We start from the raw sequence: 25,906 nt of genomic DNA, 5'->3' as shown, positions 1-25,906 counted from the left end.
GATACTATGTCCAGACCTTTCCAGAAAATCCTCATCACCGGTGCAGCGGGTCGACTGGGAACCGAGTTGCGTCGTGGTCTTGCAGGCCTCGCAGACACGCTCGTTCTCGCAGACAGAATCGAGACAAAAAATCTGAAAGCCAATGAACAGGCACTGGTTTTTGAGCTTTCTGATGCTGAAGCAGTCATGAACGCTACCAAGGGTGTAGATGCCATTGTCCATTTCGGTGGCGCACCGCTCGAAGTTGAATGGGAAACCATTCTGGGGTCCAACATTCAGGGCAGCTACAACATTTATGAAGGCGCGCGCAAGAACAACGTCAAGCGGATTGTGTACGCATCTTCCGTTCATGCGATCGGCTATCACACACTTGAAGACCATATCGATACCACGGCTCCGGTTCGCCCGGACAGCCTTTACGGCGTATCGAAGTGTTTTGTCGAAGCGTTGAGCCGTCTGTATTGGGACAAATTCGGCATCGAAACTGCGTGCCTGCGCATTTTCTCGTCCTTTCCAGAACCTACTGATCGCCGCATGCTCTGGTCATGGCTCTCTTTCGAAGACTGCATAAGGCTGGTTGCTGCGAGTCTCATGGCTCCCAAAGTGGGGCACACCATTGCATTTGGCATTTCTGATAATGCTATAAAGCCAGTCGATAACTCTAAGGCAGGCCATCTCGGATATGTTTCTCAGGACAATACCGAAGCGTACCGCGCCGCTGTGGAAGCAAAACATCCTGTTGCAGACCCCAATGCGCCTTCTGTGAATTTCCTCGGCGGTTGGTTCGTGGATATTGGCCACCCGAATGATGAGGCTAAGAAATGAAAGACCGTTATGACGTTGTAATCGTTGGTGGTGCTGTAATTGGATCTGCGGTCGCCTACTACCTCGCGGCGAATCCGGATTTTAACGGGTCAGTTCTGGTTGTCGAACGTGATCCCACATACTTGAAAGCTGCGACCTCGCTGTCGTCTTCATCCATTCGGACACAGTTCTCCAATCCGATTAACGTCAAAATCAGCCAATATGGTTCGGAAGTTATTCGTAATTTTGCGGATATGATGCAAGTTGGTGATGATCGGCCCGACCTGGGTTTCCACTCGGGTGGTTATCTATTCTTGGCTAGAGGGGAAGAACAAGTTCAGACCCTCAGAGAAAATCATGATGTTCAGATCGCATGTGGTGCAGACGTTGTACTTTGGGACCGTGACCAATTGGCTGATGCGTTCCCCCATCTTAACGTCGCCGACATTGATCTTGCTTCTTACGGTCGTTCGGGTGAGGGATGGTTTAACAATACCGGACTGATGTACGGTTTCAAAAATAAGGCGCGTGAACTGGGTGCGGAATATATCACCGATGAAGTTGTCGGTATTCGCCGTGAAGGTGATCGCGTGACCTCGGTTACACTCCAGACAGGTGCAGTGATCAAGGCTGGCACAATAGTGAACGCATCAGGCCCTCGAGCTGCGCTGACTGCACGTATGGCTGGTCTGAATATTCCTGTCGAACCACGCAAACGCACTCTGTTCGTATTCGATTGTGCTCAGACGCCGGAAGGGACTGCTCAAGTAAACCAGGGCCGTTTGCCTTTGATGCTTGATCCAACGGGGGTGTTTTGCCGCCCAGAAGGTAGATTTTTCCTGTCCGGTTGCCCTCCACTGGAAGATCCAGCGGCGGATTGGGATGATTTTGAACCGCGCTATGATGAGTTTGAAGAGATTATCTGGCCAGCTCTGGCTGAACGGTCTCCTTCCTTTGAAGCAATCAAGGTTATCAACCAGTGGGCAGGTCATTACGATTTCAACACGCTTGACCATAATCTCGTCGTTGGCCGCCATCCTGAAGTGATCAACTTCGTCTTCGCCAATGGCTTCTCGGGGCATGGCCTTCAGCAGGGTCCTGCGGCAGGTAGGGGAGTTTCTGAACTCATTACCTATGGAGAGTACCGCACTCTCGATCTTTCTGAGGTCGGGTTTGAGCGTATTTTCGAAAACCGACCTTTCCTCGAGAAGGCTGTAATTTAGGAATGACGAGGGCCAGCACCTACGTTATTCTGCCCCTCGATTATGAGAGCGTATTCCAAACACTGCTCGCAGTTGTTGAATCAGATGCGCGATAAAACAAACAGTTAGGGCGCGAATTTGTTAATGTCAGATTGCAACGCGCTCTAATGTGGCGTTTGTTCGGAGAATAGATTGGCAGGACAGCACACTCGCCTTCCACCTTTAAATGCCTTACGCACATTCTGGGCAGTGATGCGACAAGGTACTTTTCGCGGTGCAGCGGACGAACTCCTTGTAACGCCACAAGCTGTCAGCCAGCAGATCAAACTTCTTGAGGATATCCTTCATGTCCCGCTTTTTGAACGAAAGGCGCGTGTTGTCGAGCCTACAGAGCAGGCTATCGTTCTCTCTCATTTTATTGAAGCAGGGTTCGACGAATTCACCGAAGGTGTAAGGCGCATTACTAACTCGACCTATCGTAACCGGATCAACATCAATGTCAGTCCTTACTTCGCGACCCGCTTTCTAATGGAGCGCCTTGAACGATTTCGTGAGTTGATGCCGGGTGCTGACATACGCCTGACCACGATGGTTTCAATTCGTGACTTCGCTGCCGAAGAGGTCGACGTGTCTATTCAGTGGGGCTTCGGCGCGTGGAAAGACTATGATAGCCGTTTGCTCGTTCATGACCCTAAGATTATTTGCTGCGCGCCAGATCTAGCCAAGGAAATTAAGACATCTGAGGACCTGACGAAGTTCACATTGCTGCACCCGGTGATGGCGCGCAATCTGTGGCATAAAGTTCTCCATCACCTTGGCCTTAAGGCTCCCGAAATTGCTGGGGAGATTGAGTTTCAGGATGCGGCCACCATGCGTCGTGGGACGACATCCGGTCTCGGCGTTGGCCTTGTGTCCCGCCATGACGCACTTGCTGACATTAAGGAAGGAAAGCTCGTAGCGCCACTGGGGACGGAGATTCTTCAGGATATGGATCCTGCAGACGTACCGGGGTTCTATCTGGTGGTGCCACGCGCGCATAAGCGTGTGAAAATAATATCCACTTTCTGCGATTGGATTTCGTCTGAAACATTTGTCGATCAAGACTAATCAGGTCTTATTGAACAAAAGAAAGCCCTGCCTGTTTATATCAGGCAGGGCTCTTCCTTCTGGAACCCTAAGGCGAAGCCACCGAGCGACATTTGATGCCGAAGAATGGATAAACAAAATTAGTCAGAACGGCCAATGTTACCGCTCTGACTACCAAGGCTACTTCACCATACGTGCTTCGCCGACGTCAGCAGCAGATTCTGAAAGTCCGAACTGCTTGAGGATTTCAACGAGTTTGCCTGAAGAGCGGATGCCAGCCAGTCCGGCATTTACAGCCGTCATAAGCTCTGTATTTTCTTTCGAAAGCATCAAGCCGCTCTGCGCAGCTTCAACCGAAGACTTTACACGGTCATCTTTTTCAGCAACCTTGATCTGGATGCCCTGCAAAGCGCCGTCCTTCTGCGCGGCAGTGCCGACGGCAACGCCATCGATACCAACGTCAATACGGCCAGTGTCCAGATCCTGATAGAGAGCTACGTAATTATTATAAAGGCGCAGCTTGCTGCCGAGCACTGCCTTCAGGTCATTAACCCAGAGGTAACCCTGTACCGTACCGACGTTGCGGTCTACAAGGTCAGCGATCTTCGATACGCCGTCCTTGGAGTAGATGCCCATTTCGTCAAGGTAGAGAGGATCGGAAATGCCAACAACTTTTGCACGCTCTTCCGTGCGGTAATAATTTCCGATTGCTATGTCTGCGCGCCCGGAAACCACGTAAGGGATAGCAGTTGCATATTCGACAGGTGCAACTTTGATTTTGAGGCACTCCCCAGCGGCGATTGCCTTCACGATTTCGCCGTCCACACCCGTTATATCGCTGTCGCTAACTGGTGTCGAGAATGGCGGGAAAGTTGGAGCGGCAATCGTGAGAAAGCCTTGTTCAACCGTCTTGAACTGATGTTTTGGCGTGCAATCCTGCGCGTTTACACCTGTGGTCGCAAAAACGAAGCTGGCAAGTCCGAGAAAAAGGCCAACTTTTTTTCTTTGTGAAAACGATCTCATCTATTTCCCCTTTTGATCCGGATTTAATAATTGTTGTGAGATTCTATCCAGTTAACAATTAACGTCGCTGGAACGCATACGGATAGATACAGAAGTCCAGCCAAAGTAAGGGCTGGAAGGTATTGGAACGTGTTTGTTCCAATTTCGTATGCCACGCTGGTAAGCTCTGGAAGAGCAATCGCGAAGCACAGGGATGTCGTCTGGAAAATAAGAATTGCGAAACCGAGAAGGGCAGGTATCGCAATCCGCAAGCCTTGTGGAAGAATGACAAAGCGCATCGCATCAAGGCGGTTCAAACCAGTTGCCATGGCCGCTTCTGTTTGACCTGAAGGCACGGACTGAAGTCCGGCTCGGATGATCTCGCTGGTATAGGCCGCCGTAGACCAGCTCAGAGCGGCGATACTAGCTGCAAACGACGACAGAGTGAGCCCTGTCGATGGCAGACCAAAATATGCGAACTGCAAAAGTACCAGCGATGGCGCGCCACGCCCAACCTCCACGATTGTCAAAGCGCTGTATCTGGAAAACTTACTTTGAGACGAAACACCAAGTGCTAGTAATAAGCCGAGCGGGAGGCCAATAAGCAGGCTGAATGCCGTTACACCCATGCTAAGGCGCAATCCCTCCCACATTTGCGGCAACCAGCTACCGATTTGTTCGTAGATAACTGATATCATCGGGACACCTTTGCTCTCATTTTCTTGTCAATCCGACGCGAAGCCCACGCAATTGGTAAACTGAGCAAAATGTAGATCGCAGCTACAAAGGTGAAGACCTCCATACCTCTGTAGGTCGCCATAGATTGCTGGTTGGCATAGAAGGTTAGCTCTCCGACGCCGATCGTTGACGCGATCGCGCTATCCTTCAGAAGGCCGATCGCATAAGTTGCCATTCCGGGAAGTGCAACTCGCAGCAACTGTGGAACGATGACGTCAATCCAGATTCGAAAGCGTGCTATGCCAAGGGCAGCAGCTCCCTCAACCTGGCCAGGATGTATGGAGAGCAATGCGCCACGGTAGATTTCCGCCATGTAAGCGGAAGCGATCAATCCAAGGCCTATGACCGCTGCTACAAACGGGGATATCCGTACGTAGTCATTGCCGATCCCAAAGAAAATTACGAAGAGCCATACGATAGGAGGAATACTGCGCACAAAAGTGATCAGCCCCCCGGAAATGACTCGCAACAAAAAAAACGGGCTGCGCCGGGCCAGCATTAGAGGCATCCCCAGGATTGTTCCCATGACGAGGGCCAGGGCAGTGAGTGCAATGGTCGAAGGGAGGCCGCGTAAGATTGCAAGGATGATCTCTGCCATCAGCGGTCTCTTACTGCACGCAGGAAGCGTTGAGCGCGTTCAGATTGCGGATTGCGCATGATCTCGTAACTTGGGCCGTATTCGATGATATTGCCATCTGCCATAATCATCACATGATCCGATACGCTTTCGGCAAAATGCATTTCATGCGTGACCACAATCATCGTCATGCCTTCTTCAGCAAGCTCACGCATGACTGCGAGCACTTCCAGACCGAGCTCGGGATCAAGAGCAGATGTAGGCTCATCGAAAAGCATGACTTTAGGATTGAGCGCCAGTGCTCGCGCTATCGCTATACGCTGCTGCTGACCACCAGAACAACGGTGAGGATACTCTTTCGCTTTTGAGGCGAGGCCCACTCTTTCAAGCAGCACCAGAGACTGCGCGTCGGCCTCGGACTGCGACCGCCCAAGAACACGTTTCTGCGCTAGACTGACGTTTTCCAGAACAGTCATATGAGGGAATAAGTTGAAGGACTGGAAAACCATTCCGGCCAGACGACGCAGTCCCATAATCTGCTTTGAGCCCAGGTGGCGTCCGGCGTCCACTTCAACGCCTGCAACAGATATTTTCCCTTCATCCGCCACTTCCAGGAAGTTGAGGCATCTCAGGAGCGTGCTCTTTCCCGATCCACTGGGACCGATAATCGCCAGCACTTCGCCGGTATCGACTTTGAGGTTTATCCCATCGAGTACCGTTATTTGCCCAAAGGACTTTTTCAGGCCCTGCACCTGAACAAGTGTGTTGTTCTGGAGTGTTTCTTTCAACGCCTTCAACGCCTTTCCAATGCTCGGCACATCTGCGGCAAGATCCGATGCTGAGAAGAAATATTCGCGATCATCATCGCTCGTTCATCCTCCGGTGCAAAAAATGCTAACAGTGCCCCATCCTTATGATCCGGCACTCCATCTGGTGCGGAGGCGCATAAGATTGAATGTTTTTTATTTGAGAAAGAATGCCGGTAAGCGCACAAACGTCAAACCAAGAAAAAACGGGAAATGACAAATTATTCTTGGCCTACTATGCGTCGGTCCACAAACATGTTGAATGATATGAGTCACTTGTGATTCCATACTGTCGATTTGGAACAGCTAGGTATGGAAGTAATGTGGACGAAGGCGAGGCGAGACGTCGCAAGGCCAGCCCAACAGCAGCAATCATCGACAGCCAGAGCGCCAACAGCACCGAAAAAGAGGGTTTGTATAGACCCGAGCGGGGATGAAGATCAAAGGTAAGAAGCGCCATATCCTCGTTGATACGGTAGGGCTGTTGTTGCACGCAATGGTTCATCCGGCCGAAATCCGGGATCGTGATATTGGTATTCTGGTGCTCAAGACGCTGTTTGGACGCGACCTGTTTTTAGAGATTCCTAGACAAATGCCCTGAACTCGAAATTAGAGTCCAGGGCATTTGTCTTATCAAGCATAAAATCCAGCTTAGCTTCGCGAGACTACAAATTCTGACATGCTGGAGATCAGGAACACACCAACCGTCGCACCTGCATCCTGGAGACCTATGGTCTTCTCCTGAAAAGCCGCAGCCTTGCCGTGCTGAGCAACCATGCTCTTGGTTGCTTCAAGCGCATCTTTGGCAGCCTTTGCTGCTGCTGAAAGCGCATCCTGCAACGATGCACCGGTTGCAGTCTGGGCTTCCAGTGTTACGGCAATCGGATCAAGCACATCGAGAAGGGTCTTGTCGCCGACTTTTGCCTTGCCACGTTCTGCAATGCCATCGCGATATGCACGCCAGAAAGCTGCAACCTCTGTAGTTCCCAACTCGTTGACGCCATCGCAGGCCTTGCTTGCACGCAAAAATCCGGTTGCGGTCAGCGTTCCCATGGTCGATGGCGCAACATGTGCCATGGTGGCACCAGCTTTGCGCAACAGCTTGGCGATGCCTGCGGCTTCACCTTCGGCATGTACGGCTTCAGATGCTGCTGCGAATGCCTTGCTCATGGTAATGCCGAGGTCGCTGTCCCCAACCTTGCCGTCCAACGCGATGAGGAATTCGCGATGTTCTGCAAAAAGCTGCTTCCAACTGTCAAAAAGATCGATCAGATCAGATGCTGTGATAACATTCATAAACTGACCTCAACCGGCAAAATGCTTGAAGAATGGCGTATTTGCAGGTGCTGCAATCAAGGACTCCAGCTCTTCATCGAGATGCAGAACGGAAACCGAAGCCCCCGCCATTTCCATCGAAGTGGCGAACTCACCAACCCAGACATGCTTGACCTTAACGCCACGCTCGTCAAAGAGCTGTGAAACCCGGCGGAACATGATGTAGAGCTCTTCGAGCGGAGTACCGCCAAGTCCGTTGACCAGAACCGCAACTTCATCGCCCTTGGCGTAAGCCTGTTCAGCAAAAATGCGTTCCATCAACTCGTCAATCACTGCATCCGCGCTTGCAAGCTTTTTGCGGCTAATGCCCGGTTCGCCATGGATGCCCATGCCGATTTCCATTTCGTCTTCGCCTATAGAGAAGGTTGCGTGGCCGATTTCCGGCACAACACAGCTGGAAAGAGCGACGCCCATGGTACGGGTGCGCAGACGGGCCTTGTCGGCAAGGCGTGTCACTTCATCAAGCGACAGGCCGTTGGCGGCCGCTGCACCGGCCGCCTTATAGACAAAGAAGATACCAGCAACGCCGCGACGCTTGTGTTCTTCGCCGACAACCGAGGAAGCCACATCATCATTGCCGACAACCTGCTTAACGACGATGCCATCAAGATCGGCAAGTTCTGCAGCCATATCGAAGTTGATAATGTCGCCGCTGTAATTGCCGTAGATGTAGAGAACGCCGGCGCCCTGATTGATAGCCTTGGTCACTTGATACATCTGCTCCGAGCTTGGCGATTGGAAGACGCCGCCGACAGCTGCGCCGTCGATCATCCCCTCGCCAATATAGCCAAGGAAAAGCGGTAGATGACCAGAACCGCCGCCGGTCGCAATACCGACTTTCCCCGGCCTCCTGCCGGTCTTAACCATGCAACGCTTGTCGTTATCGACATAGGTCAACTCGGGATGTGCCCGATAGATGCCTTCCAGCATCTCGTCCACGAAATTGGCGGGATCGTTCAGGAATTTTTTCATGATTTCCTCATTAGGGTATCGGGTTATTTCTTGTGTTGGCGGATGACGAAAAAAGCGGCGGCCAGCAGAATGAAGCAGCCAACAACAAGTCGCTGCCATGTGCTCGGAATGCCGACAAGAACAAGCACGGAGTTGATGACGGTGATGAGCAGAACACCCAGAATGGTGCCAAATACACTACCCGTACCGCCGGTAATGCGTGCACCGCCAAGCACGACTGCCGCGATGACGCTGATTTCGGTTCCCACAAAATCAAACGGGCTGGACTGCCGGTTCGCGCAGACATGGATGATGCCTGCAAGTCCGGCGAGGCCGCCTGCATAGCCAAACATGAAGATGTGAATGGTACGCAAATTGTAGCCAAGCCGGCTGGCAATCTGGCTATTGCCACCCATAGCGAAGATGGCTCGTCCCATGAGGGTGCGGTTCAATATCCACCATGTGAGAACGGCTGCGGCAGGTAGCACCAGAAAATAAAAGGGCATGGTGATGGTGGCGCCGGTTCCAGATTCAAACTGGAACAATGGCAGGCGACCGAAAGCGCCCATCGTCGGCGGTAGAGACATGATCCACACAGTACCGACAAAGGCGAGGAGAAAGCCGCGGAACAAATATTGAGTGCCAATGGTAACGATCAGCGACGGTACATTGAGATGATGCACCAGCAGACCGTTGAGTATGCCAAGGAACACACCTCCCGCAATCGCCATCAGAATGATGAAGATGATTGGAAGTTCAGGCATATAGGCCTGAACCAGAAGCGTCAGAGAATAGACAGTGCAGGCAGCAACCGCAGTGAAGGAAACATCAATACCGCCAGCAGCCAAAATAATGAAAACCCCGAGCGCGAACAATCCCATCACGACACTGGCGCGGCCAATATCGATCAAAGTCGAGGCCTGTAGGAAAGCAGGGTTGATAATAGCAACTATGGTACAGATCGCGACGAGCAGAATGAACGTGATCGATTCCGGGCGTCTGCGAATGAACTCGCCAAAGTTGAACCCGCGCGCACGACCCAGATCCTGCTGATATTGCGACGCATTCATTGAGCATATTCCTTCTGCGAAGACATCATGGCCTGATAGAGTTGCTCCTCAGTGGCATGCGATGCATCAAATTCGGCAACAATTTTTCCTGAGTTCATAACGAGGATGCGATCGGCATTCTGCAAAAGCTCAGGAAGATCGTCGCTGACGATAATCAGACCCATTCCCGCTTCTGCAAGCACCTGAATTGCACGATAGATCGTGTCTTTTGATCCGACATCGACGCCGACAGTCGGCCCGTGCAGGACCAGCAATTTGGGACCAATACTGAGCCATCGTCCGATCAGGACACGCTGCTGGTTCCCGCCCGAAAGGGCTCCGACGGGCAAGTCAAGATTCGTTGTGTTAAGCCGCATTTCCATCATCAGCGAAGCGGCAATCTCGCGACCCCGCTTCTGATCAACAATGCCAAGGCTATTGCATAGTTTTCTGAAGATGAGTGCGATCTCGTTCTCGAAAATGGATTTGTCGAGGAACAGACCTTCTGCAAGCCGGTCTTCCGGCACATAGCCAATGCCGTTTTCAATTGCTTCGGCCGGGCTTCGGACTTCGGTCTTCTGGCCTTCGAGACGGATCGAGCCTGAATCCGCAGGCACAACGCCAGTGATGGCCATGGCAAGTTCGTTACGCCCAGAATCCGCCAACCCGGTAATGCCAAGAATCTCGCCCTTGCGCAGTTCCAATTGGATATTCTTGAAGCCGGGAGCACTCAAATCATCGAGCTTTAACAGCTCGGTTTTGCCGGGCCGTGCCACGCGATAGCGTTCAGTATCAATCTCTCTGCCGATCATAAGTTCTGACAGCTGTTTTTTGGTGTAGTTTTTTATCGGTCCCTGTGCAACGCACTGACCATCCCGAAAAACGATTGCCTCACCGCCGATCCGGTAACACTCATCAAGTTTGTGGGTAACGAAAAGCACAGCAACCCGATCAGCCCGCAAGCGGTCAACCACTTCAATAAGATTATCGACCTCACGGCGCGTCAGCGACGTCGTCGGCTCGTCCATGATCACAAGCTTGGCGCGTGTAGCAATAGCGCGTGAAATGGCAACAAGCTGGCGCATGGCAAGCGGTAGCTCGGATACGATTGTGTTGAGAAAAGTTTTGTCGGTCGGGAGACCAACCATGCTTAAGGCACGATCAGCAGTCTCACGAAGCTGCGAAAGCTTGACGCGGCGAAACAGTCGACCATTACCTTCAACAAGCTGCTCATTCAGCGCTACATTTTCGGCGACGGTCAAATTGGGAATAAGCGACAAATCCTGGTAGACAGTCTCAATGCCAGCTGAGAGCGACTGAATCGGGTTCAGCGATGTGTAGGTTTCACTATCGAGAATGATTTCGCCCTCGCTTGGTGCGTGGGCACCAGACATGATCTTGATCACGGTGCTCTTGCCGCAGCCATTCTCACCCAAGAGATGGTAGGCCTTGCCGAGCTCAATTGTGAGATCAATGCCACGTAGCGCGTGGACACCGCCGAAACGTTTATGGATGTTACGCAACTCGAGAAAACGTTCCGCAATCGGGCCGTTGCTCTCACCGCTGTTCGTCGTGGTTGACACGTTAAATTCCTTCATCGCTGCACTGTCACGCAACATGACGCAGAAACCAGTTATCGGACCGGTTGCTTTGCATGGATCTGCAATGACAAAATCAGCCGTTCAGGAGCCTGGATGAAGCTCACTAAGAACCCATCCGGGCTGTTGTTGGTGACATTGGCGGGGCTGAACGATGCCCCGCGCTAGGTCAGCCGTTCTGTGTGGACCTATTAAAACAGATGTTCCTTGTATTGGTCCTTGTCAGCGATAACCATGCCGTTGCCGATCACGAGAAGGCCATCACCAGCACCCTTGCGAACGCTGACATTGTTATAACCTTCAACACCGAGATCGGTACCGTTCTTGATTTCCTTCTTTTCCAGTAGGAGCTTGGCAATCGCATTCATTGCCATGCCAGCCTTCTGCGGATCCCAAAAGCCGATTGCGGTGATTGCGCCAGATTCAAGCAGGTCTGCCGATGGATTTGGCAAGCCAGTGCCGACGAGGCAAACCTTGCCACTCAGACCAGCTTCATCAATAGCACGGCCAACACCGAGAACGTCGTTACCGGCAGAAGTCTGGAAACCTTTCAGATCAGGATGCTTGCGCAGGATTTCCTTGGCTTTTTCATAGGTACCGTTGGCATCGTCGAAGGATTCATTGTTTGGATCGACGAGCTGCATGTCAGGATATTGCTTGGCATTTTCTTCACCAGCTCCAACCCACTGCATATGCGTACGACTTCCCAGCGAGCCAACGAAGGTCGTCCATTTGCCGCTCTTGCCCATGCATTCTGCAAGACGCTCGTTCAATGCTGTGCCGTAATCGGCATTATCGAAAGCTTCGATATCAGCCATTGTGTTGATCTGATTGTCCGCCTCATGGGTCACAACAATAATGCCGCGCTCAATCGCACGCTTGAAGGTTCCTTCAAGAACGGCTGGATCCATTGGAACCACTGCCAGCGCATTGACGCCCTTGGCCACGAGATCCTGAACGATCTGAAGCTGCTGCGCTGCATCTGCCGTTGCTGGACCGCTCTGGGTCGCAACCAGGTCCGGATTGGCCTGCTGATAAGCCTCAACACCAGTATTCATACGGTCAAACCAAGGAATGCCGCTAATCTTTACTACAGTTGCGATAACGGGCTTTTCTTGTGCGACCAGAGCACCAGTGCTTGCTGCAACGATTGCAGCGCCGATAATGGTTCCGGCAAGAAGTTTCTTCGTTACTGATTTCATGATTTCCTCCACACTTAAAATCCCCCAGTGTCTACGTTCAGGTGCCTGAGGGGTGAGCACCGATGGTTCCCTGGCGGCGATTGCCAAGGTTGAAAAAGCCTGCGAGGTCATATTTGCCGACTGTAAGGAAAGCGAGCAGCAGCAGGCCCCAGGCAAAGTCGCGAACGAAATTTGAAAGACCGCCGAAATTAAGCAGGCTCGACATGAGCTGCAGCGCAATAGCGCTCAACACCACGCAGATGACGCGACCATAACCACCTTCCGGCTTCACCCCGGCCATGACGGCGATGAGGATGGCAACAAGAAGATAGGAGCTGCCATAGTCATACTTCACATTGACGTTGCGCGCTGCGATGATGATGCCCGCGATACCCGCCAGCAGACCACTGGTCGCGTAGGTGGCGATGAGAACTCCATTGCGCGGAAAGCCTGCAAAAACGGCCGCTTTTGGGTTTGTGCCCATCAGCATCAGCCAATAACCATAGGGGGTGAAACGCACCACGGCGGCAATCAACAAGGCCACCGCTATGAAGATCAGAAAGCTGATCGGAACGGCGAGGAACATGTCATTCCCGATGCGCGACAGCAGATCAGGGCTACCGACCATAACGGCCCGGCCACCGGAAACAACAACAGCAAGCCCCGTGAATGCCATCTGCGTGCCAAGCGTGCAGAGAATCGGGGTAATGTTGAACCGGGATATGAGTATTCCATTAACAATTCCACCGACAAGGCCAATCGCCAGAGCGAGTCCCGTGAAAGCGAGACTAAAGCCAAGCTGGTTCTCCGCTGAGGAGATGAACGTCGAAACGATAACGGCGGAAAGCACGCCGGCAAGATTAGCGAGCGCAATACCTGAAAGATCAATGCCGCCATTGCCGGCACACATGGCCAGCATAACGCCAATTGCCAGAAGTCCTATCTCTGGCACCTGACCCGCCATCGACTGAAGGTTGAATAGGGAAAGGAAGGAACCTCCCGAAATATACGCGCCAAGTGCGAACAACCCGAGATTGATGACAACAAGCATAGAAAATTGGTTGCTTGTTTTCTGCATGGTCTCCTCCTACCATGTTTAGTAAACAAAACTAAATTTCACTAAATAAATGAACGGATAGGAGCAGGCTGTCAAGCCTGTAATCACAGGATTTCGTTTGCCTATGCCGCCGAATTCCCCTAATCGTAATCACACAAATCGATTATGTTTACTAAATGACAGAGCTTCTCCCTCTGAGATCGAATAACTGCCCGGAAAATATGAAGAAGAAAAAGCCCTTTACGCTCAGAGATGTTGCCGAGAATGCAGGGGTTTCTCCTGCCACTGTTTCGCTCGTTCTGAATGGTAAAGGTGAAATTTCCGGGGAAACGCGTGCACGCGTTCTTGAGTCGGTGTCCCGCCTTAAATACGTGCCGCGCGCTGCCAAATCAGGGGCGAGTGGAGGGGAGATAATTCGCTTTCTGAAGATTGCCAAGCATGGGGAAACAGTTAATCGCGATCACAGCGTATTCATTTCAGATTACATCGACGGCATGTCGGCAGAAGCCACGCGGCGTAACTACACGCTTGAGGTCGTCAGTTTTGAAGGCCAGCCGATCAGTATGGTCGCGGAGTCCTTGGCCGGCGCGCCAATCAGAGGGGTTATTGCACTTGGCACAGAACTGTCAGCCGCAGATATTCATATGATTCAGGGCTTGGGCTTATCCACTGTTTTCATCGACACGTTTTATGAGGTCATCGAGGCGAACTTTGTCGACATGAACAATGAAGATGCTGTCTTTCAGGTTTTGGCGCGGTTCAAGAAACTGGGCTTTAAGCGCATAGGGTTTGTCGCCAGTCATACAGAAACCACGAATTTCCGCCTTCGTCGCGATGCCTTCTTCAAAAATATGCAGCGTCTGGAACTGAGTGTGCAGGAATGCGATATTTTCTCGGTTGAATCGACCTATGAAGGCGCTCACCGGGATATTTGCGCGATGCTGCATTCGGGGCTTGATATGGCTGAATGCTATTTCTGCACCAATGATATTATTGCCTATGGTTTCATTCGCGCCTTGAAGGAAAAAGGCATCCGAATCCCAGAAGATGTGTCGATCATTGGATTTGATAACCTGCCCCAAAGCGCCACTATGGAGCCGGGGCTGACAACAGTTGACGTTTCCAAGCGCAAAATCGGAAATCTTGCAATTACGATACTTGATGACCTCATCAGTACGACCGAAACTCAACCGCCTGTTAAAATTCTGGTTGGAGCCAATCTCGTCATAAGGGGAAGCGATTGCGAGATACCGTAAAGTTAACCCATTGGCGATCGAGCTGTGCAACCTTTCAGCATGACCCAAATCATTCGTGAGCGCCTTTATCGCCGCATTGGTTTCCAGTTGAAGTGATTACCCAAGCCGTGTTGTCATTAAACATGGAATAAGGGGCGTCGCTTTAACCGGGGATAGGACCAACCATCGGGCTCAACCCGGAAAATGCGGAGTGGAGCACCGGCTTTTGTCATATCCCCACGCAGGTAGAAGACTGCACCTTGTTTCTTGCCGAAATTGGTGAAATCGACATTAATGGTGATCATGCCGCGTAGCCTCGTCGATGAAACCAACGGCGACCCGCAAGAAAGCGTGCAGGATGTCCGTGAGTAATATTTCATTATACTCACTTTTTCACGATCAATGCGCTAAAATCTGCCTCAGGAACAGCTTCGTACGATCATTTTGCGGATTTTGGAAGAACTCCGCCGGTGGAGCCTCCTCAAGGATTTCACCGCGATCCATAAAGATAACACGGTCAGCTACAGTCCGAGCAAAGCCCATCTCGTGGGTGACGCAAATCATTGTCATGCCTTCTTCCGCAAGCGATACCATGACATCCAGTACCTCGGAGATCATCTCAGGATCAAGTGCTGACGTCGGCTCGTCGAATAACATCACCGCCGGGTTCATACAGAGCGAACGCGCGATTGCGACACGCTGTTGTTGCCCACCGGACAACTGTCCGGGATACTTGTGTGCCTGATCCGGTATGCGGACCTTTTCCAGAAAACGCATTGCGTTCCTGTTCGCTTCAGCTTCACTGAGCTTGCGCACAAGCATAGGCGCCAAGGTACAGTTTTCCAGTACAGTCATATGCGGGAAAAGGTTGAAGTGCTGGAAAACCATACCAACCTCCCGGCGAATTTCGTCAATGTTATTCACATTGTCGTCAAGTTCCGTACCGAACACAGCAATCTTGCCTCTCTGGTGCTCTTCGAGGCGATTGATGCAACGGATCATCGTTGATTTTCCTGAACCGGACGGCCCGCAGACGACGATCTTTTCTCCTTTGGCGATGGCGAGATCGATATCCTTCAGGACATGAAATTCACCATACCATTTGTTGACCTTCGTCAGATTGACGGCAGCAATTTCGTTATTCATGACCAATTCTCATACGCTTCTCCAGATAGGCGCCATATCGCGACAGGCTGAAGATGAAGACGAAGTAGATGAAGCCGACGAAGACGTAGACCTCGATGTAGTAAGGCGCCCATTCAGCGGTTCCGAACGCAGCCTGCGCGGACGCAAGTACATCGAAGAAGCCCACAATCGTGATAACGGATGTATCTTTGAACGTCATCACGAACTGATTGATCATCGGCGGAAGCGAATTGCGAAACGCTTGCGGCAAGATGATGCGCGAGGTGCGCTGCCAATAGTTCAGGCCAAGCGCCTTCGCCGCTTCTTCCTGGCCAGCCGGAAGGATCTGCATACCAGCCCGGATGTTCTCGGCCTGATAGCAGGCAAAGAAAAGAGCAAACGCGACAATCACTCGGGTGAGTTTGTCGCCTTGCAGCCATTCGGGAAGCGCAAACGGAATGATGAGCGCCGCAGAAAACAGAATGGCAAGCAAGGGAAGCGAACGAACCAGATCGATCAGTAGCGCCGCGAGCTTGCGAACAACTGGCAGTCGTGACTGTCGCGCGAGCGCCAGCATGACCGAGGCCGGCATTCCGATCAGGCACACGGATGCGAAAATGTAGACAGTCAGCGAAAGACCACCCCATCGGTCCGTCGGGACAACACTAAGACCCAAGATGCCGCCATGCATCAAGGTAAAGAAGATTGCAGCACCGGCTATCCAGACCATCGACAGACGCAGGGCCGTCCAGAACACGGGAAAACAGGACAGGAACACAACCACGACAACAACAATGCATGCAGCAGCGGATCGCCAGTGTTCATCAAAAGGGTAGAGCCCGAAAAGAATGATCTGGGCACGCGCGTAAATCACCGACCAACACGCACCGCTGACGGACTGACATGCCTGCGCCGTTGGCGAGGTCCAGACGCTGTTGATAAACGCCCAGCTACCAACCACATAAACCAGCCATGCGATCAGGGCCGCTCCGACGATAGTCACAATCGAGCTGCTGATGCTGCTAAAGAAGTGAACGCGAAACCAGAAGGCGGCTGATTTACGCGGCGGCGCGTCTGAATATTGAGAAGATGAGAGAGCGCTTATCGTCATGGCGACCACCTAATTGCCTTTCAATGCCAACCGGGCGTTCAGCCAGTTCATGCCGAAACCGATGGACAGGTTGATCGCAAGAAATCCAACCATGAGGAGGAGCAAAAGCTCAAGTGTCTGGCCGCTCTGATTGATCGACGTAGAGATCACGAAGAAGAATTCCGAGAATCCGATCGCGATGCCAAGTGTCGTGGATTTCATTAGCAGGATATATTGGTTGGACAGGGTCGGCAGCATGGCGCGGATGGCGAGCGGAAGCTGGATACGGGAAAAAATATGGAAAGGACGCAAACCAAGAGAACACGCTGCTTCCGTCTGCCCTTTGCGGACACTCATAAAGCCCGAGCGAACGACTTCACCAATATAAGCACCGCCATAAAGCCAGATGGCGACGACGAGCGCGCAAAGCTCTGGCTGGAGGACCGCACCGCCACGAATGTTGAGTCCTGCCAGACGAGGAATGTCGACTGCATTCTCCTCATTAAGAATGCCAAGCAGGATAATGGCAGCAATCAGAGCCAGCCCCGAGCAAACCACCTGCTTGCGCGTGATATTGGCGTTACCGAGTACTCGTTTCTTGAGGGAAACGGCCACCAATGTGGCTATCGACACAATAATAATTCCCCAGAAAGCCCAGTCAGCAAGATGGAGCGTGGGCCAATAAAGACCGCGATTGCTCAGGAAAATGAGATCACCGATTTCCAGCGCCTGCCGTGGGTGAGGAAGACGGCCGATAATCTGATACCAGAGGATGATCTGGAGGATTAACGGTATATTACGGAAGAAATTGACATAGATCGCCCCAAGGGTGCGCGCCAGATAATTGGGCGATAAGCGCGCTAATCCTACAAACCCACCAATAATCGTCGCGCCGACTATACCGATGATGCCTGAATAAATTGTGTTCAGCAGGCCAATGAAGATTACACGAGCGTAAGTGTCGCTGATCGAGTAATCAAGAACGCTGAAAGAAATATCCCAGCCTGTGCTCCGGTCCAGAAACCCAAAGCCACTCACCATGCCTTGCGCCTGCACGGCATACCTGATGCGCATAATGCAGTAAATTAACGCAATCGCCACACCAGACACCAACAGCGCCTGGGAGACCACGTCCCTGGTCTTTTGATTGTTTAGCATCGCCTAGAGTCCAATTGCTGGCACCAACGTCTGCCAATGCGGAAGGAATGGAACGGGCTCGCGTGAGCCCGCTCCCGATTTGACGATCAGTCGAGGCCGGCCGGGTAGAGAACACCGCCGTTGTTCCAGAGGTTATTCAGGCCGCGCGGCAGCTTGTAGGGCGAGCCCTCTCCGAGGCTGCGTTCATAGATTTCCTCCGAATTGCCGACGAGCTTGATGATGTTGTAGCCAGCATCATCAGAAAGGCCGAGGCGCGAGCCAAAGCCGGGCGTCACGCCGAGCAGCTTCGCGACGGTTTCATCCGGCGGATTTGCCTTCATTTCATCGACGTTCTCGGAGGTGATGCCATATTCTTCGGCAATCCAGGTCGTGAAGAACGTCCAGTTCACAATGTCGAGCCACGGATCATCACCCTGCCGAACGACAGCAGCCTCTGCTTCAAGAGCGAGATTATCAGGAAGGATCATATGCTCGTCTGGGTTTGGCGCTGACAGACGCGCGGTTGCAAGGTTCGGTCCCCACTGAACGAAACTGTCGCAACGACCGCCAAAGTAGGCCGAGCGAGCTTCAGTTGTCTTTTCAAACGTAATGAGCTTCAGGTCCACACCGATACGTTTGAAGTAGTTTGCTGCCTGGCGTTCGGTGCTCGTGCCGGCTTCAACGCAGGCCGTACCACCGTCCAGCCCCTTGACGTCTTCAACACCAAGCGACTTGGGAACCATCACCTGGGTGAGGCCGAGGAAGTATGGGACGGAGAATTGCAGACCGAGTTCGGTGTCGCGGCTCATGGTCCAGCCAGTGGCCTTGATCACCACGTCGAGCTCACCCGACTGAAGCGAGGGGAAGCGCTGCGCCCAGGAAACCGGAAGGAAGTTCACCTTGTTAGCGTCACCGAAGATCGCTGCTGCGATCGCGCGGCAATAATCGATGTCAAAACCCTTCCAGTTGCCCTTGTCGTCAACTTCAGCAAAACCTTCAAAACTGCCGTTGTGGCCAGTGCAAACGAGTTGGCCTCTGTCCTGCACGGTCTTCAACGTATCGCCGTTGGCGGCTACAGCATTCTGCGGCAGCAGTGCGGCGGCAAGAATGCTAATTGCGGATGCGGCCGAAGCCAGAACCATCTTTGTTCGCATGTTCTGTTCCCCTATGAGATTAATGGATGCCCCTCTTATGTGAGCGTACAGTAAGTTAACTTCTCCTTCTAAGAGATGTCAACAGTCATCATATCTATTTTGCACTGTTCATTGCTTTTGGTGTATTTAGTATGATATCTCTGCATGGTAATATTATCTCTTGTTGTGAACCATGAAAGGAAATTGCTATGAGCGGCATCGAACGCTTCGAGTTTGACACTCGAATTCATCACGCTGTGAAACATAACGGGCTCGTCTATCTAACCGGACAAGTTGGGACGCCAGGCAAATCCGCAGGCGAGCAAACTACTGAGATTCTAGCGAGAATCGACTACCTGCTTGCACTTGCTGGGACCGACAAAACCAAGATTCTCAACGTCATTCTGTGGCTCGACGATCTGCGAGACTTTGACGAAGTCAACAAGGTGTGGGACGCATGGGTAGTGAAGGAGCATGCACCGGCACGCTCCACTGGTCAGGCGAGGATGACCAAACCCGGTATGCTGGTAGAAGTAATCGTTACCGCAACAGTCTAATGCTTCCAGGCGAAATATAAGACGAGCGCGCCACAAGGCGCGCTCGCTCAACATAACGGGGGCAACACCGGCTGTGGTCAGATGACCGCTTCTTCAAGAAAGGGCTCATTCCGTGCCACCCTGCTGTAACCTAGCGGAGAAAGGTCAAGTGTCCTGAATTCACTGTAAGTAAGCAGTTCATTGAGTCCACGGCCGATAGCGGGAGATTGTTGTAGTCCATGCCCGCTGAAGCCATTCGCGAAAAAGAAATTTCGGACTTCATCATGCGGCCCGATTATGGCGTTGTGGTCGAGAGTATTGTAGTCATAGTGTCCCGCCCAGCAATTCTCCATTTTAATTGCTTCAAATTGCGGGATACGATGCGCCATATTCGGCCAGATCAGCTCCTCAAACTCGTTATAGGCGACCTCAAAGTCATTAGGATCGACCTCTATATCTGGATCGGGGACTCCTCCGGAAAGAAACATCGCCCCTTCCGGGCGGCAGAACACGCCCGACGGATCGATGACATTCGGCATCTTTTGGGTGATAGGCGTCCTACAGGAAAAAATGAAGATGCTACGGCGTCGAGGTTCAACCGGGATGGACAGGCCTGCCATGCGTGCAATCCCGGGACCGAAGTTCCCAGCGGCGTTCACCAGCGCGCCGCAGGAAATCGTCTCGCCAGATTTCAGCGTCACAAAAGAGATGCGATCACCGTCTCTGTGGACATCCATCACCTCATTATCGACATACTCTACCCCAAGCGAGCGAGCGCGGCGCCGGAACCCCTGAAGCAGCCCGTAGCTATCGAACCAGCCTTCTCCTGTCCTCCCCCAGCTGCCGCCAGCAAGATCTTCAACGTTGATGAAGGGAAAACGCTCCTGAATTTCAGGCGGCGTAAGCAGGACAGTGTCAGCACCATTTTCCTGCTGGATTGCGACATTTTCCCGTAGAATGTCGAGGCTGGCCTCGGTCGCGCAAAAGAGATACCCGTTCTCGTGGAATCCGATCTCAGGGGCGTCACCATCCACCTGCACGTTTTCATGAAAACGCCGGATGAACTCGACGCCGAATTGCGATATCTTCACATTGATCGGATTGGAATACTGCTGCCTAATAGCGCTCGTCGAAAGCGTAGTCGCGCAATATTTATAGGTCGAATCCTTCTCGATGACGAGTACGGTGCCGTTGAAATCCGGATTCATAGCCAGGAAATAGGCGGTCGAGCTTCCGCTTACAGCACCGCCGACAATGACGACATCGTAACTCTTGCGCATCGGAACCGGGGAGAGCTTGCCAATAGTCGAGACTTGCATCACTCGCTCACTTATCTTCGAAATGGCCAGCAGCGACGAATGAGCCGCCCTGATAGCTGATGGCAATATCATCGTGGGGGGGCTTGGGCACCGTCGCTTCCAGTTCGGCCCGGAAAACCTCCGCATTGTCCCTTGGCTTGTAACCGAGATAGGAAACTTTGGAATTGTCCCAGAAGCTTTGATCGTTATCTGAACAACCGAAGATAATGGTGTGATCGACCTTCGGTACAATCAGGCAGCGCTCAATCAAATGGCTGAGATCGTCATAGCTGAGCCAGGTCGAGAGCATCCGCCAGTCTACGGGCTTGGGGAAACTCGAGCCGATGCGGATGGAAACGCTCTCCAAATTGAACTTGTCGAAATAGTACTGGGCGAGGCTCTCACCGAATACCTTTGAGACACCGTAGAGGCTATCCGGTCGCGTCAGGCAATCTGGTTCCAGCACATCCGTACGCTTGTGATAACCAATGACGTGAACCGAACTGCCCCAGATGACACGCTTCACCTTGTTCTGACGCGCCGCCTCAAAAACATTATAGAGGCCGACAATGTTACCCTGAACGATGTTGGAGAAAGTGTTCTCTTTGGACACGCCGCCCATGTGAATAATAGCGTCCACATCTCTGGTTGCATGCAGAACCTTGTCGAAGTCGGCCAGGTCCAGTGCAGCCATCTCCTCCTTGTCGGATTCGATCGCGATTTTTTCCCGAGCGCTCAGCCGAAGCTTGTTGCAGCGGTCCCGCAAATAGGGCCGCAATTCCTTACCCAAATTGCCGGCAGCGCCGGTCAACAGGATTCTGTTGCACAAGATCGCCATTTGCGAACCTTTCATTGTCTAGCTAGAAGCGCAGCCAACGTGCCTTCCAATTTTGATGTGCTTGAGGCCAATGAATCGGCCGCCCAGTGGATTTCACTTGAGCGGCTGGAACTGTGCCGCGAGACTATCGGCAGCGTTCACCAATAATCCCAGATCACTGCCAACTGCGACCATAGTTGCGCCCCAGTTGATGTAACGTCGCGCATCATCGCTTTTCGGGGCGAGAATACCAGTGGCTGCCCGCCCCTTCAGGGAAACGACTGACCTGATCGCTTCCTGAACATGCTCTGCGGAAGGATTTCCAAGCGCACCCATATCCGCAGAAAGGTCCCCTGGCCCAACGAAAACGGCGTCAACACCGTCAATCGCCGCGATGTCAGCCGCTGCCGCCACCGCCTTCCCGGTCTCAATCTGCAAAGCAAGAAAAATTTCTTCAGATGCCCGCGCGTGGTAGCCCCTAACCCGGCCATACTGATTGGCCCGCTGAGACATCGAAAAACCACGAATACCATGCGGCGGATAACGGGTTGCCGAAACAATGGCCTTCGCTTCCTCGACGCTCTGCACGTTGGGAAAGAGGATGGAGCGAATGCCGATATCAAGATATTGCTTGATCAAAATGGGGTCGTTGCCGGGGATGCGGACGACCATCTCACAATCAAAGGCGCTGGCCGCCTGATGTTGCGCCAATACGCTGAGGAGATCGTTCGGACTATGCTCAGCATCGACGAGCAGCCAATCGAAACCTGATCCAGCGATTACCTCCGTTGAAACAGGGCTCCCCAGAGAACACCAGAGACCGGTTTGCAGTCGCCCCTCGGAAAGCGCCTGCTTTAGTGGATTATTAAGATTTCCCATGCATCGCCTCGACGTGTTTTAATTTTGCTACCGTGAGAACATATGACATAGAAAACACACCGTCAATATGATAGTACCTCTATCGAGACCAACTTTGGCTGCAATCAATTTCAAGGAGCGAAAACATGAATATCGGCTTTATTGGACTTGGAGTTATGGGTGCCCCAATGGCAAAACATCTCGTTGAGACTGGCCATAATGTGATCACATCTCTTAATCGTTCTACGCTCCCTCCTGATCTTACGAACGCGGGCGTGCGGGTCGAAAACACCCCCGCAGAAGTTGCAAGATTGAGCGAATTGATCATCACAATGCTCCCCAATACGCCCGACGTTGACCATGTGCTTTTCGGCGAGAACGGCGTGGCAGAAGGACTTTCTGCAGGAAAGATTGTTGTCGATATGAGCTCAATCAGTCCAACAGCAACAGAAAGCTTCGCAGCGCGCGTGGAGGCCCTTGGCTGCGGATATCTCGATGCCCCCGTTTCGGGTGGTGAGGTCGGCGCCAAGGCGGCCAGCCTTACGATCATGATCGGTGGTAAAGAATCTGTTTTTGAGAAAGTGAAGCCAATCTTCGAACTCATGGGCAAAAATATTACGCTCGTTGGTGAGAAGAGTGGTTCAGGGCAAATCTGCAAGATCGCCAACCAAATGATCGTCGCCATGAATATCGAGGCCGTCGCCGAGGCGCTGGTATTCGCAAGTAAAGCCGGCTGCGACCCATCCAAGATCCGCTCGGCGCTCTTGGGGGGCTTTGCATCATCACGTATTCTGGAAGTTCACGGTGAGCGCATGATCAACCGGACTTTCAATCCGGGCTTCCGCATCCGTCTGCACCAAAAGGATCTGGCCTTGGCTCTAGAAGCAGCACAAGCAATTGGCGTTGCGATGCCCAATACCGCGACGTGTCAGCAGTTGTTCAACAGTGTCGCCGCGCAGGGCAAGCAGGATGAAGACCATTCGGGCCTTGTGCAGGCACTGGAAGCGCTCGCCTCGCATCCGGTCGCGTAAACCGTAAACGAAGTCATTGAGGGCATACCAATGATCACGGGCAAATCGGCAATCTACTTTATGCTTTCCAACCCGATCAAGCATGTGAAGTCGCCGGGCATGTTCAACAAGCTGTTCGCCGAAGAGGGCATCGATGCGATCATGACGCCTGTATCCTTCGATCCTGCGGATTTCGATGCGGCATGGCGCTACTTCAAAGCCATGACCAATCTGAAGGGGATGATCATCAGCGTTCCGTTCAAGGCGCAGGCAGCGGCGGCAGCCGATATCCTGAACCCACGGGCAGAACGCGTCGGAACTGCCAATGCCATCATCCGCGATGCGGATGGCCGACTGCGCGCCGACAACTTCGATGGTGCCGGTTTTCTGGAGGGGATGCGGAGAAGCGGCCACGATCTGGAGAGCAAAACGGTTCTACTCGTCGGCGCAGGCGGTGCCGGAGGATCAATAGGCTTCTGCATCGCGGAGGCAGGGGCGGCGAGTCTCACAATCTGCGACATCGACTCCGACCGTGCGCAAAACCTTGGCAAGCGCATCGCCGCCACATTTCCCGCTTGTCAGGTCCGAACCGGCGCACCAGACCCAACTGGCCACCATGTAGTCGTCAACGCTACGCCGATTGGCTTGAAGCCGGGGGACCCCCTCCCGCTCCAGGTCGAAAGGCTGACGCCTGACATGACGGTCGTTGACATTATCATGGACCCTCGCGAGACGGCGCTGCTCAAGCACGCAAAATCCATCGGCTGTCGGATACAGTACGGTCAGCCCATGATGGATTGCCAGATGGAGCTGCTGGCAGATTTCCTCCAGGTCCGACCGAAAGGAGATCAGCTATGACCTCGAAAACAGCCATCATTATTGGCGGAACAAGCGGTATCGGAAAAGCCATTGCCCTGCGCTTTGCGGCGGAAGGAAATGTTGTCATCGTATCGGGCCGCAATGCTGAGCGGGGCCAGGCGGTTGCCGACGAAATCAACTCCAAGGACGGCCGCGGCATCTTCGTGACGTGCGACATCAGCGATCCTGATTCTGTCATGAATCTGCTCGAAGCGTCCCGCCTGCATGCAGGCGAACCGACCATTCTAGTAAATTCAGGGGGCATTCTTCAAAGTGGAACACGGGTGCTGGATCAGGATCTCCACGAAAATCGACGCCTGTGGGAAACAAACTATAACGGTACCCTGATTGCCTGTCAGGTTTTTGGAAAAGCAATGAAGGCGGCAGAACGCGGTGTAATCCTGAATATCGGCTCATTGGCGAGCTTCGCTCCGCTTTCGCTGCCAGCCTATACGGCAGGAAAGACAGCAATACTGGCACTGACTCAGATGCTGGCGGCAGAACTTGGGCCTTTTGGCGTCCGGGTCAACGGGGTCGCGCCTGGTTACACGCTCTCAGACGGCCTCAGGCAAAAGATAGCTGATGGACTAAGAGACCCTGATGAAATCAAGGCGACAACAGCTCTACGCGCCTTTGTCGAACCAGAGCATGTCGCTGATGCGGCCTGGTTTCTCTGCTCGGAGAAAGCTGCATCGATCACGGGCGTCATGCTCCCGGTCGATGCAGGATGGCTGGTTCAGGCCCCCTACGCCTCTTATATGCGCGGCAACCCGATCAGGGACTCAACATCTTCAAGATTGTGATCCAGAACAAACAAAGGCGCCAAGATGATCGTGGCGCCTTTGTTTGATCGGTGTTCTTGCAATCAGGCGTAAATGTAACCGCCAGATACAATGACCTGTTCACCGGTCATGTATGTGTTTTTCGGACCGGCCGCCATAATAACGAATTCAGCTATTTCTGCCGGCTCCGCTGCACGACCGAGCGGATTGGCTGCGGCAAGCTCGCCGAGGAAGCCAAGCGACTTTGCCTTCTCCGTTGCCATCCCCGCAGGCGCTACCGAATTGATCAATATCTGGTCCTTGGCGAAGGCGTGGGCGAAGGAGCGCGTAAGACTGACCACGGCGGCCTTCGTCGCCGCATAGTGGGCGTTCTGCGGATGAGCTTTGAACGCGTCAACCGAGGTGATATTGACGATACGGCCCGAAATCTCACCGTCAACCTTATGATCCTGCATATGCTTCACTGCCGCCACCATCATATGGTAGGTGCCTTTGATGTTGATGGCATTTTCGGCATCCCACATCTCATCCGTGATTTCCAAAAGAGGCGCGCGCGGATAAATCGCGGCGCAGTTCACGAGTGAGTGAACGCGACCGAGGTTGTGTTTCGGCGTGGAATATTGACCCCACTAGCGGGCGAA

25 protein-coding genes and 2 pseudogenes are annotated in these 25,906 nt (G+C 52.8%); 9 read left to right on the top strand and 18 right to left on the bottom strand.

Going from position 1 to position 25,906, the window contains the following annotated elements; all coding sequences use genetic code 11:
• The first annotated feature begins 6 nt into the window (after window positions 1-6).
• The 3 genes from KUG47_RS07960 to KUG47_RS07950 all read left to right on the top strand — a co-directional run bounded on the left by KUG47_RS07960 (window position 7) and on the right by KUG47_RS07950 (window position 3,113).
• The gene (locus KUG47_RS07960; protein WP_217677439.1) at window positions 7-825 is read left to right on the top strand and encodes an NAD-dependent epimerase/dehydratase family protein; all 819 of its coding nucleotides are present in this window, start codon (window positions 7-9) and stop codon (window positions 823-825) included.
• The gene (locus KUG47_RS07955) at window positions 822-2,027 is read left to right on the top strand and encodes an NAD(P)/FAD-dependent oxidoreductase (RefSeq protein ID WP_217677438.1); all 1,206 of its coding nucleotides are present in this window, start codon (window positions 822-824) and stop codon (window positions 2,025-2,027) included. The genes KUG47_RS07960 and KUG47_RS07955 overlap by 4 nt, the downstream gene beginning before the upstream one ends.
• Window positions 2,028-2,198: 171 nt before the next feature.
• Window positions 2,199-3,113 carry a LysR substrate-binding domain-containing protein gene (locus KUG47_RS07950; RefSeq protein ID WP_217677437.1) on the top strand — a complete coding sequence of 305 codons (915 nt, stop codon included), beginning with the start codon at window positions 2,199-2,201 and terminating at the stop codon, window positions 3,111-3,113.
• Window positions 3,114-3,272: 159 nt separating this feature from the next.
• Here the strand turns inward: KUG47_RS07950 and KUG47_RS07945 are convergent, their stop codons facing one another.
• The 4 genes from KUG47_RS07945 to KUG47_RS07930 are packed head-to-tail and all read right to left on the bottom strand — an operon-like array spanning window position 3,273 to window position 6,197.
• Window positions 3,273-4,115 (bottom strand): substrate-binding periplasmic protein, encoded by an 843-nt coding sequence (locus KUG47_RS07945; RefSeq protein ID WP_217677436.1) that lies wholly within the window; start codon window positions 4,113-4,115, stop codon window positions 3,273-3,275.
• 23 nt (window positions 4,116-4,138) lie between these two features.
• A complete protein-coding gene (locus tag KUG47_RS07940) occupies window positions 4,139-4,792 on the bottom strand; it encodes an amino acid ABC transporter permease (RefSeq protein WP_254799416.1) in 654 nt (217 codons plus the stop codon).
• A complete protein-coding gene (locus KUG47_RS07935) occupies window positions 4,789-5,430 on the bottom strand; it encodes an amino acid ABC transporter permease (RefSeq protein ID WP_254799415.1) in 642 nt (213 codons plus the stop codon). The genes KUG47_RS07940 and KUG47_RS07935 overlap by 4 nt, the downstream gene beginning before the upstream one ends.
• A complete protein-coding gene (locus KUG47_RS07930; protein WP_217677435.1) occupies window positions 5,430-6,197 on the bottom strand; it encodes an amino acid ABC transporter ATP-binding protein in 768 nt (255 codons plus the stop codon). Before KUG47_RS07930 ends, KUG47_RS07935 begins: the two co-directional genes overlap by 1 nt.
• A gap of 353 nt (window positions 6,198-6,550) precedes the next feature.
• Here KUG47_RS07930 and KUG47_RS07925 point away from each other — a divergent pair.
• Window positions 6,551-6,792 (top strand): annotated as a pseudogene (locus KUG47_RS07925) (transposase); the annotation flags it as partial.
• A gap of 74 nt (window positions 6,793-6,866) precedes the next feature.
• Here KUG47_RS07925 and KUG47_RS07920 read toward each other — a convergent pair.
• The 6 genes from KUG47_RS07920 to KUG47_RS07895 form a co-directional block, all read right to left on the bottom strand.
• A complete protein-coding gene (locus tag KUG47_RS07920; RefSeq protein WP_217677434.1) occupies window positions 6,867-7,511 on the bottom strand; it encodes a dihydroxyacetone kinase family protein in 645 nt (214 codons plus the stop codon).
• Between the two features lie 9 nt (window positions 7,512-7,520).
• Window positions 7,521-8,522 carry a dihydroxyacetone kinase subunit DhaK gene (locus tag KUG47_RS07915; protein ID WP_217677433.1) on the bottom strand — a complete coding sequence of 334 codons (1,002 nt, stop codon included), beginning with the start codon at window positions 8,520-8,522 and terminating at the stop codon, window positions 7,521-7,523.
• A 23-nt stretch (window positions 8,523-8,545) separates the two neighbouring features.
• Window positions 8,546-9,571, bottom strand: coding sequence for an ABC transporter permease (locus tag KUG47_RS07910; RefSeq protein WP_217677432.1), 1,026 nt, complete (start codon window positions 9,569-9,571; stop codon window positions 8,546-8,548).
• Window positions 9,568-11,133 (bottom strand): sugar ABC transporter ATP-binding protein, encoded by a 1,566-nt coding sequence (locus tag KUG47_RS07905; protein WP_340162794.1) that lies wholly within the window; start codon window positions 11,131-11,133, stop codon window positions 9,568-9,570. Before KUG47_RS07905 ends, KUG47_RS07910 begins: the two co-directional genes overlap by 4 nt.
• Window positions 11,134-11,339: 206 nt before the next feature.
• A complete protein-coding gene (locus KUG47_RS07900; RefSeq protein ID WP_217677431.1) occupies window positions 11,340-12,350 on the bottom strand; it encodes a substrate-binding domain-containing protein in 1,011 nt (336 codons plus the stop codon).
• Window positions 12,351-12,387: 37 nt separating this feature from the next.
• Window positions 12,388-13,407 (bottom strand): ABC transporter permease, encoded by a 1,020-nt coding sequence (locus tag KUG47_RS07895; RefSeq protein ID WP_217677430.1) that lies wholly within the window; start codon window positions 13,405-13,407, stop codon window positions 12,388-12,390.
• Between the two features lie 200 nt (window positions 13,408-13,607).
• Between KUG47_RS07895 and KUG47_RS07890 the strand changes: the two genes are divergently transcribed.
• The gene (locus KUG47_RS07890) at window positions 13,608-14,642 is read left to right on the top strand and encodes a LacI family DNA-binding transcriptional regulator (protein WP_217677429.1); all 1,035 of its coding nucleotides are present in this window, start codon (window positions 13,608-13,610) and stop codon (window positions 14,640-14,642) included.
• A gap of 378 nt (window positions 14,643-15,020) precedes the next feature.
• Here KUG47_RS07890 and KUG47_RS07885 read toward each other — a convergent pair whose 3' ends face one another.
• The 4 genes from KUG47_RS07885 to KUG47_RS07870 form a co-directional block, all read right to left on the bottom strand.
• Entirely contained in the window at window positions 15,021-15,767 is a 747-nt protein-coding gene (locus KUG47_RS07885; protein ID WP_217677428.1) for an amino acid ABC transporter ATP-binding protein, read from the bottom strand.
• Window positions 15,760-16,857: an amino acid ABC transporter permease gene (locus tag KUG47_RS07880; protein ID WP_217677427.1), complete on the bottom strand. Its 1,098-nt coding sequence runs from the start codon at window positions 16,855-16,857 to the stop codon at window positions 15,760-15,762. The genes KUG47_RS07885 and KUG47_RS07880 overlap by 8 nt, the downstream gene beginning before the upstream one ends.
• A 9-nt stretch (window positions 16,858-16,866) precedes the next feature.
• Entirely contained in the window at window positions 16,867-17,994 is a 1,128-nt protein-coding gene (locus tag KUG47_RS07875; protein ID WP_217677426.1) for an ABC transporter permease subunit, read from the bottom strand.
• An 86-nt stretch (window positions 17,995-18,080) separates the two neighbouring features.
• Complete coding sequence (locus tag KUG47_RS07870; RefSeq protein ID WP_217677425.1) at window positions 18,081-19,127, bottom strand: amino acid ABC transporter substrate-binding protein; 1,047 nt, start codon at window positions 19,125-19,127, stop codon at window positions 18,081-18,083.
• 188 nt (window positions 19,128-19,315) lie between these two features.
• Between KUG47_RS07870 and KUG47_RS07865 the strand changes: the two genes are divergently transcribed.
• Complete coding sequence (locus KUG47_RS07865) at window positions 19,316-19,663, top strand: RidA family protein (protein ID WP_217677424.1); 348 nt, start codon at window positions 19,316-19,318, stop codon at window positions 19,661-19,663.
• 77 nt (window positions 19,664-19,740) lie between these two features.
• On the opposite strand, the gene KUG47_RS07860 is transcribed toward KUG47_RS07865, so the two are convergent.
• From KUG47_RS07860 to KUG47_RS07850, 3 genes are all read right to left on the bottom strand, one after another.
• Entirely contained in the window at window positions 19,741-20,961 is a 1,221-nt protein-coding gene (locus tag KUG47_RS07860) for an NAD(P)/FAD-dependent oxidoreductase (protein WP_254799414.1), read from the bottom strand.
• A gap of 7 nt (window positions 20,962-20,968) precedes the next feature.
• The gene (locus KUG47_RS07855; RefSeq protein ID WP_217677423.1) at window positions 20,969-21,778 is read right to left on the bottom strand and encodes an NAD-dependent epimerase/dehydratase family protein; all 810 of its coding nucleotides are present in this window, start codon (window positions 21,776-21,778) and stop codon (window positions 20,969-20,971) included.
• A gap of 93 nt (window positions 21,779-21,871) precedes the next feature.
• On the bottom strand, window positions 21,872-22,636 hold the full coding sequence (locus KUG47_RS07850; RefSeq protein WP_217677422.1) for an HpcH/HpaI aldolase family protein: 765 nt from the start codon (window positions 22,634-22,636) through the stop codon (window positions 21,872-21,874).
• A gap of 125 nt (window positions 22,637-22,761) precedes the next feature.
• On the opposite strand from KUG47_RS07850, the gene KUG47_RS07845 reads away from it, so the two are divergent.
• The 3 genes from KUG47_RS07845 to KUG47_RS07835 are packed head-to-tail and all read left to right on the top strand — an operon-like array spanning window position 22,762 to window position 25,286.
• On the top strand, window positions 22,762-23,646 hold the full coding sequence (locus KUG47_RS07845; protein WP_217677421.1) for a 2-hydroxy-3-oxopropionate reductase: 885 nt from the start codon (window positions 22,762-22,764) through the stop codon (window positions 23,644-23,646).
• A gap of 30 nt (window positions 23,647-23,676) precedes the next feature.
• On the top strand, window positions 23,677-24,483 hold the full coding sequence (locus tag KUG47_RS07840; RefSeq protein WP_217677420.1) for a shikimate dehydrogenase family protein: 807 nt from the start codon (window positions 23,677-23,679) through the stop codon (window positions 24,481-24,483).
• Window positions 24,480-25,286, top strand: a complete 807-nt coding sequence (locus KUG47_RS07835; RefSeq protein ID WP_217677419.1) for an SDR family NAD(P)-dependent oxidoreductase — start codon at window positions 24,480-24,482, stop codon at window positions 25,284-25,286. Before KUG47_RS07840 ends, KUG47_RS07835 begins: the two co-directional genes overlap by 4 nt.
• Before the next feature lie 62 nt (window positions 25,287-25,348).
• Here the strand turns inward: KUG47_RS07835 and KUG47_RS07830 are convergent.
• Window positions 25,349-25,864, bottom strand: a pseudogene (locus tag KUG47_RS07830) (SDR family NAD(P)-dependent oxidoreductase); the annotation flags it as partial.
• Window positions 25,865-25,906: the final 42 nt, after the last annotated feature.

It is taken from the genome of Falsochrobactrum tianjinense, from assembly GCF_019100495.1.
GTDB classification, from domain to species: domain Bacteria; phylum Pseudomonadota; class Alphaproteobacteria; order Rhizobiales; family Rhizobiaceae; genus Brucella; species Brucella tianjinense.
Note: the sequence above shows the minus strand (reverse complement) of the source record. Positions and strands in the feature narration are given on the sequence as shown.

Coding starts and splice junctions, on each gene's coding strand:
- KUG47_RS07900 (WP_217677431.1), bottom strand. CDS start 12,350: ATGAAATCAGTAACGAAGAAACTTCTTGCCGGAACCATTATCGGCGCT.
- KUG47_RS07835 (WP_217677419.1), top strand. CDS start 24,480: ATGACCTCGAAAACAGCCATCATTATTGGCGGAACAAGCGGTATCGGA.
- KUG47_RS07875 (WP_217677426.1), bottom strand. CDS start 17,994: ATGCTAAACAATCAAAAGACCAGGGACGTGGTCTCCCAGGCGCTGTTG.
- KUG47_RS07895 (WP_217677430.1), bottom strand. CDS start 13,407: ATGCAGAAAACAAGCAACCAATTTTCTATGCTTGTTGTCATCAATCTC.
- KUG47_RS07955 (WP_217677438.1), top strand. CDS start 822: ATGAAAGACCGTTATGACGTTGTAATCGTTGGTGGTGCTGTAATTGGA.
- KUG47_RS07940 (WP_254799416.1), bottom strand. CDS start 4,792: ATGATATCAGTTATCTACGAACAAATCGGTAGCTGGTTGCCGCAAATG.
- KUG47_RS07860 (WP_254799414.1), bottom strand. CDS start 20,961: ATGCAAGTCTCGACTATTGGCAAGCTCTCCCCGGTTCCGATGCGCAAG.
- KUG47_RS07840 (WP_217677420.1), top strand. CDS start 23,677: ATGATCACGGGCAAATCGGCAATCTACTTTATGCTTTCCAACCCGATC.
- KUG47_RS07920 (WP_217677434.1), bottom strand. CDS start 7,511: ATGAATGTTATCACAGCATCTGATCTGATCGATCTTTTTGACAGTTGG.
- KUG47_RS07910 (WP_217677432.1), bottom strand. CDS start 9,571: ATGAATGCGTCGCAATATCAGCAGGATCTGGGTCGTGCGCGCGGGTTC.
- KUG47_RS07850 (WP_217677422.1), bottom strand. CDS start 22,636: ATGGGAAATCTTAATAATCCACTAAAGCAGGCGCTTTCCGAGGGGCGA.
- KUG47_RS07865 (WP_217677424.1), top strand. CDS start 19,316: ATGAGCGGCATCGAACGCTTCGAGTTTGACACTCGAATTCATCACGCT.
- KUG47_RS07885 (WP_217677428.1), bottom strand. CDS start 15,767: ATGAATAACGAAATTGCTGCCGTCAATCTGACGAAGGTCAACAAATGG.
- KUG47_RS07890 (WP_217677429.1), top strand. CDS start 13,608: ATGAAGAAGAAAAAGCCCTTTACGCTCAGAGATGTTGCCGAGAATGCA.
- KUG47_RS07845 (WP_217677421.1), top strand. CDS start 22,762: ATGAATATCGGCTTTATTGGACTTGGAGTTATGGGTGCCCCAATGGCA.
- KUG47_RS07870 (WP_217677425.1), bottom strand. CDS start 19,127: ATGCGAACAAAGATGGTTCTGGCTTCGGCCGCATCCGCAATTAGCATT.
- KUG47_RS07960 (WP_217677439.1), top strand. CDS start 7: ATGTCCAGACCTTTCCAGAAAATCCTCATCACCGGTGCAGCGGGTCGA.
- KUG47_RS07945 (WP_217677436.1), bottom strand. CDS start 4,115: ATGAGATCGTTTTCACAAAGAAAAAAAGTTGGCCTTTTTCTCGGACTT.
- KUG47_RS07935 (WP_254799415.1), bottom strand. CDS start 5,430: ATGGCAGAGATCATCCTTGCAATCTTACGCGGCCTCCCTTCGACCATT.
- KUG47_RS07915 (WP_217677433.1), bottom strand. CDS start 8,522: ATGAAAAAATTCCTGAACGATCCCGCCAATTTCGTGGACGAGATGCTG.
- KUG47_RS07855 (WP_217677423.1), bottom strand. CDS start 21,778: ATGGCGATCTTGTGCAACAGAATCCTGTTGACCGGCGCTGCCGGCAAT.
- KUG47_RS07880 (WP_217677427.1), bottom strand. CDS start 16,857: ATGACGATAAGCGCTCTCTCATCTTCTCAATATTCAGACGCGCCGCCG.